Origin of the sequence: Bacteroides sp. (assembly GCF_030151085.1) — a bacterium.
GTDB lineage: Bacteria > Bacteroidota > Bacteroidia > Bacteroidales > Bacteroidaceae > Bacteroides.
Genome location: NZ_JASLER010000095.1, coordinates 1 through 6,077 on the forward strand (window position 1 = coordinate 1; position 6,077 = coordinate 6,077).

A 6,077-nucleotide genomic window follows, 5' to 3' on the forward strand; every position below is an offset into this window, starting at 1 on the left:
GCAGCGGCAGAATCTTTTAATGCGAAGATCAAAGCTTTCAGAGCACAGTTTAGGGGAGTCAGAGATAAGGCGTTCTTTTTATACAGACTTACTAAATTATATGCATAAAATGAAAATCCCTCAGAGTTTTACGTTGATCCGTGAAAACAAAGGATTCTTCTAAGACCATAAACAAAGAACCTCTGCAAGAAAAACTTGCAGAGGTTCTTTGTGATCGCGACAGGATTCAAACCTGTAACCGGCTGATCCGTAGTCAGCTACTCTATTCAGTTGAGCTACGCGACCCTTTCTATTTTGTAAACTTGTGACCGCGACAGGATTCAAACCTGTAACCGGCTGATCCGTAGTCAGCTACTCTATTCAGTTGAGCTACGCGGCCTCTTCGTTTAACGGGTGCAAAGATACGGACTTTTTCTGAATTAGCAAGTTATACACAAACTTTTTTTGAAAAAAATTAGTCAATAAAGCGATAGTTAAACAGCTGCCAACCGATTGTCAGACCTACATTCCACTCCTTTTTCGGTGAGCTATAATGATTTACATACGCAGATATAGCTCCAAAAGGTAAATGACAAATCACAGAAACTTCTCCCATATATTCAAAAGTAGAGAAAGCTTTCCCGTAATATGCTTTATTCAATACATTCCTTTTAATCGGGAAAATAGGCATAAACCCATAAAACTCCGTACGGAATTGGAACATATCATTCAATACATATATAGGCTTTATACCAGCCGCTACAAACTGATTAGCGCGAAAAGCCTCATTATACATTAATTTACTATGTGGAGTTGGTGCAAACTCTCCGGCTTGCATCATGGTAGCAGTAAAGTTCTCTGAAAAATTCTTCGATGAATACAATGCTTCCGCCATCCATCCTAATGCAAATTTTGGACTCATGGTATGATAAACCTCTTTCATATAAGAAATCTGTAACCAGGACTGCTGCTCTTTCTCCGAAGTTTTCTCTGTTGGTGAAGGGTTACCCGGAATATACTTTTCCTTTCCTGTGAAAATCTGAGCAACTAGCTTTTCAAAATAACCTTTTGTGGCATATTGGCGAGTATTGAATGTACTTCCGTAAAACCCAATGGAACCTCCCAATAGCTTGTATTGACTTTGGTCGGATCGATCTTTATCAAAGTCTATAATATTAGACTGAAAATAATTATCTTCCAATTTACCATATCCTATACTAAATTCAGCTCGTTTATTAGCCAAGAATGGCAGAGCTACCATTAACTTCACAAACCGTTCATCTTTCGAATTAAATGAGGGTTTGTCATTTTTAGAAAACAACTTATCTTTCTTATAATAATCAAATGTACTGATGGATGCAATAAATCGATAAGATGTAGGAATATGGGTAGGTAAATCAATTTTCGCCATCAATTGGGCGTTATTATAAACCTTTCCCAACTGACCATCGAATGTGATTTCCTTAGAATAATAATTCAAATTCTGATACCCAAGCCCTAAATATATCTGATTGGAACTGGTGGTAGAAACACTTCCACCAAGCCGCACAGAAAGATTATCTTCCATCTTTACTTTAAGACGCAATTGATATAAATCGCTCTCAGTGTCATAAACAGCGTGTGGAATGATTTCAGAAATCATATTATCTGCCAGCAAACGGAAATATCCGCGTTTCAAATCTTCATAAGTAAATATTTCATCCGCTTCATCATGAAATTCCTTTTTTATGTATGCCTGCTGACGTGCATTAGCTCCTTCAATAATTATTTCCCGAAATCGTAATTGTGGCAGGTTACTACGATAAACCAAACGCCTTAAACGCACATTATCAAGATTTACGCGTCGATGAATACGGCTTTTTATAGAATCCATCATACTAATGGTTCTATTGTAACCAATATCATGCAACTCTTGCAAACGATCAAAATCGAGTAAGTTCACATCATCATATTTAAAAGTCATCACTATTCCCAATGAATCCGGAATAGAATAATCTGTTTTTTGCATCACCATATTCTCAATCTGACTCATGAGATCATTTTCTTTGGGCTTACTTGGATTAGTAGCTACCACACTTCCTATAACAATATCCGGATGAAAGTCTTCACGCATCACATCAGTCGGAAAATTATTGTAAATTCCACCATCGTATGCTAGAACACTATCAATTTCTATAGGTTTGAACACGAAAGGAAAACTCATAGAGGCACGTACAGCATCTCCTAAGTCACCTTTTCGTAATACCAATGGATTTTTGTTATATACATCAGAAGCTATACAACGAAAAGGAACAAATAAATTATTAAAATCACCATTACAAGAAGCTGTAGCACGCCCAAACAATTCCACGAATACCAAATTCATCTGTATTGGATTGACCATACTAGTAGGTATTATTTGTGGTTTGGTATGCAACGAGTCCTTAAATGCAAAACGTAAATTGAAAAACTCCGGTGAAGGGCGGTTTTTCTTAAAATAATATTCGTATTTCGATTCAACTTTTCCCGAGTACCAACGCTTAAAATCGGGTGAACGCAATAAGGCTTCCATGTCATCCGGAGAGTATCCCATGGCATACAAAGAGCCTATAATGGCCCCCATAGATGTACCAGTTATGTAATCGATAGGAATATTATTTTCTTCCAAAGCCCGAATAATGCCAATATGCGTCATTCCTTTTGCTCCACCACCACTCAGTACGAGTCCCACTTTCTGGGCTTGTAACATCGGCACAAGGCATAAAAGAAACGAAAATAGTAAAAGATATCTTTTCATGATTGAATTTTTCGAGTAAGAGATAAGCAATATGTTCACCGTCCAAATATAAACAATAGTTTCCAAAAACTTCGAATTCAACGAGAAAAAACATAATTGTATCAGTGAAAAGAAGAAAAAAAGGGCATTACAACTCTCAAAAGTTGTAATGCCCTGCATTCTAATTTTAAAGAGGCTTATTTTATCAAGTCAATGCTTCTCTTAACAAAATTATTCAAAGCTTCACCTTTCAACATGCCATTCTGAAGTAGTGCCAAATCAATTAATTGACGGACAACTTTATTTTTTGCAGCATAGTCAGCGAAAACACCATCCTTTTGCGCTTTCAGTTCATCCCATTTTTTATCTAACTGATCAACTTCATCTTTCTCTGCAGTAGAAATGTCTTCGCTCTTTTTACCTTCCTGCTTCTTTCTCAAATCTTCACGACGTTTGTTGACATCGTCCATCTCTGATTGGATAGGAGTAACAGCGGAGGCACATTCTTTATTTTCCTCTGTCAGCACCTCTTTAACCAATTTATGATCAGAATTCAACACCATATTGAACATATCAGGCATCTCACCATAAAAACTCATTCCAGCTTGAATGTTGGCCATTTCTTTCATACGACGCATATATTCACTCTGAGTAATCATCACCGGAGAAGCATTTTCACCTAATGCCTGTGCCATAATATTAAACTCAGTCTTATCTATCTTCGGCAACTGACTCTTGAAGATGGCAGAAAGAGCTTCTTGTTTGTTTGCATCCAAAGCTACTTCCTTCTTGTCTTCTTTTACAATCAGATTGTCAACCACATCACTGTCAACACGTGTAAAGCGAACCTTCTCAAACTTCTGCTCCAACATACTTACCAATGCAATATCGAGTTGCCCATCCATCAATAAGACATTATAACCTTTATTTTTTGCTGCTTCAATATAGCTATATTGCTCATCCTTATGATTGGCATACAAATAAATCAAATTACCATCTTTATCAGTTTGATTGTCCTTAATCAACGTTTTATATTCCTCAAAAGTATAATACTTGTTATCAGTATCGGTGAAAAGGGCAAAATCTTTTGCTTTATCATAGAAATCTTCTTGCGTAAGCATTCCGTAGTTGATAAAGATCTTCAGGTCATTCCATTTCTCTTCGAATTGTTTACGGTCATTCTTGAAAATAGATTGCAAGCGATCAGATACTTTCTTTGTTATATAAGTGGAAATTTTCTTCACATTTGCGTCGCTTTGCAAATAAGAACGAGAAACGTTCAATGGAATATCCGGTGAATCGAGTACACCGTGCAACAGAGTTAAGAAATCGGGAACAATGCCCTCTACTGAATCTGTCACATATACTTGATTACAATAAAGTTGAATTTTATTTTTATTCAGTTCGATATTACTTTTCACCTTCGGGAAATAAAGTATACCAGTAAGGTGGAACGGATAGTCTACATTCAAGTGAATCCAGAATAGTGGCTCATCGGACATCGGATATAGATCACGATAGAATTTCTTATAATCCTCGTCCTTTAATTCACTGGGTTTCAAAGTCCACAATGGATTTGCTTCATTTACAATATTATCTTCAGCGGTTTCAATCTGTTTGCCATCTTTCCATTCTTTCTTTTTGCCGAATGCGACAGGAATAGGAAGGAAGCTGCAATATTTCTTCAATAAAGAAGAGATACGTGCTTCTTCGAGAAATTCCTTGCAATCATCATCGATATAAAGAACAATGTCTGTACCACGATCAGCTTTATCCACATCTTCAATAGTGAATTCCGGACTACCATCACAAGACCATTTTACCGCTTGTGCTCCTTCTTTACAGGATTTAGTGATGATTTCCACTTTTTTTGCTACCATAAAGGCAGAGTAGAAACCAAGTCCAAAGTGTCCAATAATAGCATTGGCATCATTCTTATACTTTTCAAGGAAATCATTTGCTCCGGAGAATGCAATCTGATTGATGTATTTGTCAATTTCCTCTGCTGTCAAACCGATACCACGGTCAGAAACAGTAATCGTATCTTTTCCTAATGAAACATGTACGGTCAAATCACCCATTTCTCCTTTATACTCACCAATAGAAGCCAATGTCTTAAGCTTCTGAGTAGCATCAACGGCATTAGAAACCAACTCACGAAGAAAAATTTCATGATCACTGTACAAAAACTTTTTAATTACGGGGAAAATGTTCTCAGTAGTTACCCCAATATTTCCTTTTTGCATACTACATTAATATTTTTAGGTTTATATTTCTATTTCCGGCAAATCAAGAAACAAAAAAAATGCCAGCCCATATGGACTGACATTTTGACGGTCTTTTATACAAGAAAGCATTATACCTTCTTCATATTCATCTCATTCTTTTCTTTATCTACTGTAACACTAATTGTATCTCCAGGTTGAACTTCAGCCGAGATAATCAACTCAGAAAGTCCATCTTCAAGATAATTCTGAATAGCACGTTTCAACGGTCGAGCACCAAATTGTACATCATACCCTTTTTCTGCCAAGAATTTCTTCACATCATCATCTATTGCTAACCTAAAGCCAATCGCTTCAATACGTTCATATAAGCCTTTCAACTCAATATCAACAATCTTCGTGATCGCATCTAATGATAGCTGGTCGAAGGTGATAATCTCATCAAGACGATTCAAAAATTCTGGAGCAAATGTTTTGTTCAAGGCCTTTTGTATCACATTACGAGAATGTTCATTATCATCTGTACGATTCTGTGCTGCAAATCCAACTCCACGACCAAATTCTTTCAACTGCCGAGTACCAATATTGGAAGTCATAATAATTACCGTATTCTTGAAATCTATGGTTCTGCCATAATTGTCAGTCAAACGACCTTCATCCAACACTTGCAATAAAATATTAAATACATCGGGGTGAGCTTTTTCAATTTCATCCAGCAATACAATAGAGTATGGTTTGCGACGAACTTTCTCTGTTAATTGTCCGCCTTCCTCATAACCCACATAACCGGGAGCAGCGCCAATCATACGTGATACAGTGTACTTTTCCATATATTCACTCATATCAATTCGTATCAGTGCATCAGTAGAACCAAACATATATTTAGCTAATTGCTTCGCCAAATGGGTTTTACCTACACCGGTAGGTCCCAAGAACATAAATGTTCCTATAGGATGGTTAGGATCTTTCAAACCAACACGACTACGTAAAATTGCTTTGACCAATTTTCCAATAGCAGCATCCTGCGCTATGACTTTAGCTTGCAATTCTTCCTTCATCCCAGCTAATTTAACACCTTCAGCTTGAGCCATACGTTGTACAGGTACTCCGGACATCAT

The 6,077-nt window shown here is 36.9% G+C and carries 3 protein-coding genes and 2 tRNA genes; all 5 read right to left on the reverse strand.

The features are described 5' to 3' along the window. Positions 1 to 211: 211 nt before the first annotated feature. Positions 212 to 285, reverse strand: a tRNA-Arg gene (locus Q1W14_RS20730). Between the two features lie 20 nt (positions 286 to 305). After that, a tRNA-Arg gene (locus Q1W14_RS20735) sits at positions 306 to 379 on the reverse strand. Positions 380 to 454: 75 nt separating this feature from the next. Continuing rightward, complete coding sequence (locus Q1W14_RS20740; RefSeq protein ID WP_300704653.1) at positions 455 to 2,755, reverse strand: patatin-like phospholipase family protein; 2,301 nt, start codon at positions 2,753 to 2,755, stop codon at positions 455 to 457. 176 nt (positions 2,756 to 2,931) lie between these two features. Then, complete coding sequence (gene htpG, locus Q1W14_RS20745) at positions 2,932 to 4,980, reverse strand: molecular chaperone HtpG (protein ID WP_300704654.1); 2,049 nt, start codon at positions 4,978 to 4,980, stop codon at positions 2,932 to 2,934. Positions 4,981 to 5,090: 110 nt separating this feature from the next. Then, positions 5,091 to 6,077 (reverse strand): ATP-dependent Clp protease ATP-binding subunit (locus tag Q1W14_RS20750; RefSeq protein ID WP_300704656.1); only part of this gene is annotated, 987 nt, incomplete at its 5' end.

Excerpts from the sequence above, each read along its gene's own strand:
- htpG (WP_300704654.1), bottom strand. The coding sequence starts at position 4,980 with ATGCAAAAAGGAAATATTGGGGTAACTACTGAGAACATTTTCCCCGTA.
- Q1W14_RS20740 (WP_300704653.1), bottom strand. The coding sequence starts at position 2,755 with ATGAAAAGATATCTTTTACTATTTTCGTTTCTTTTATGCCTTGTGCCG.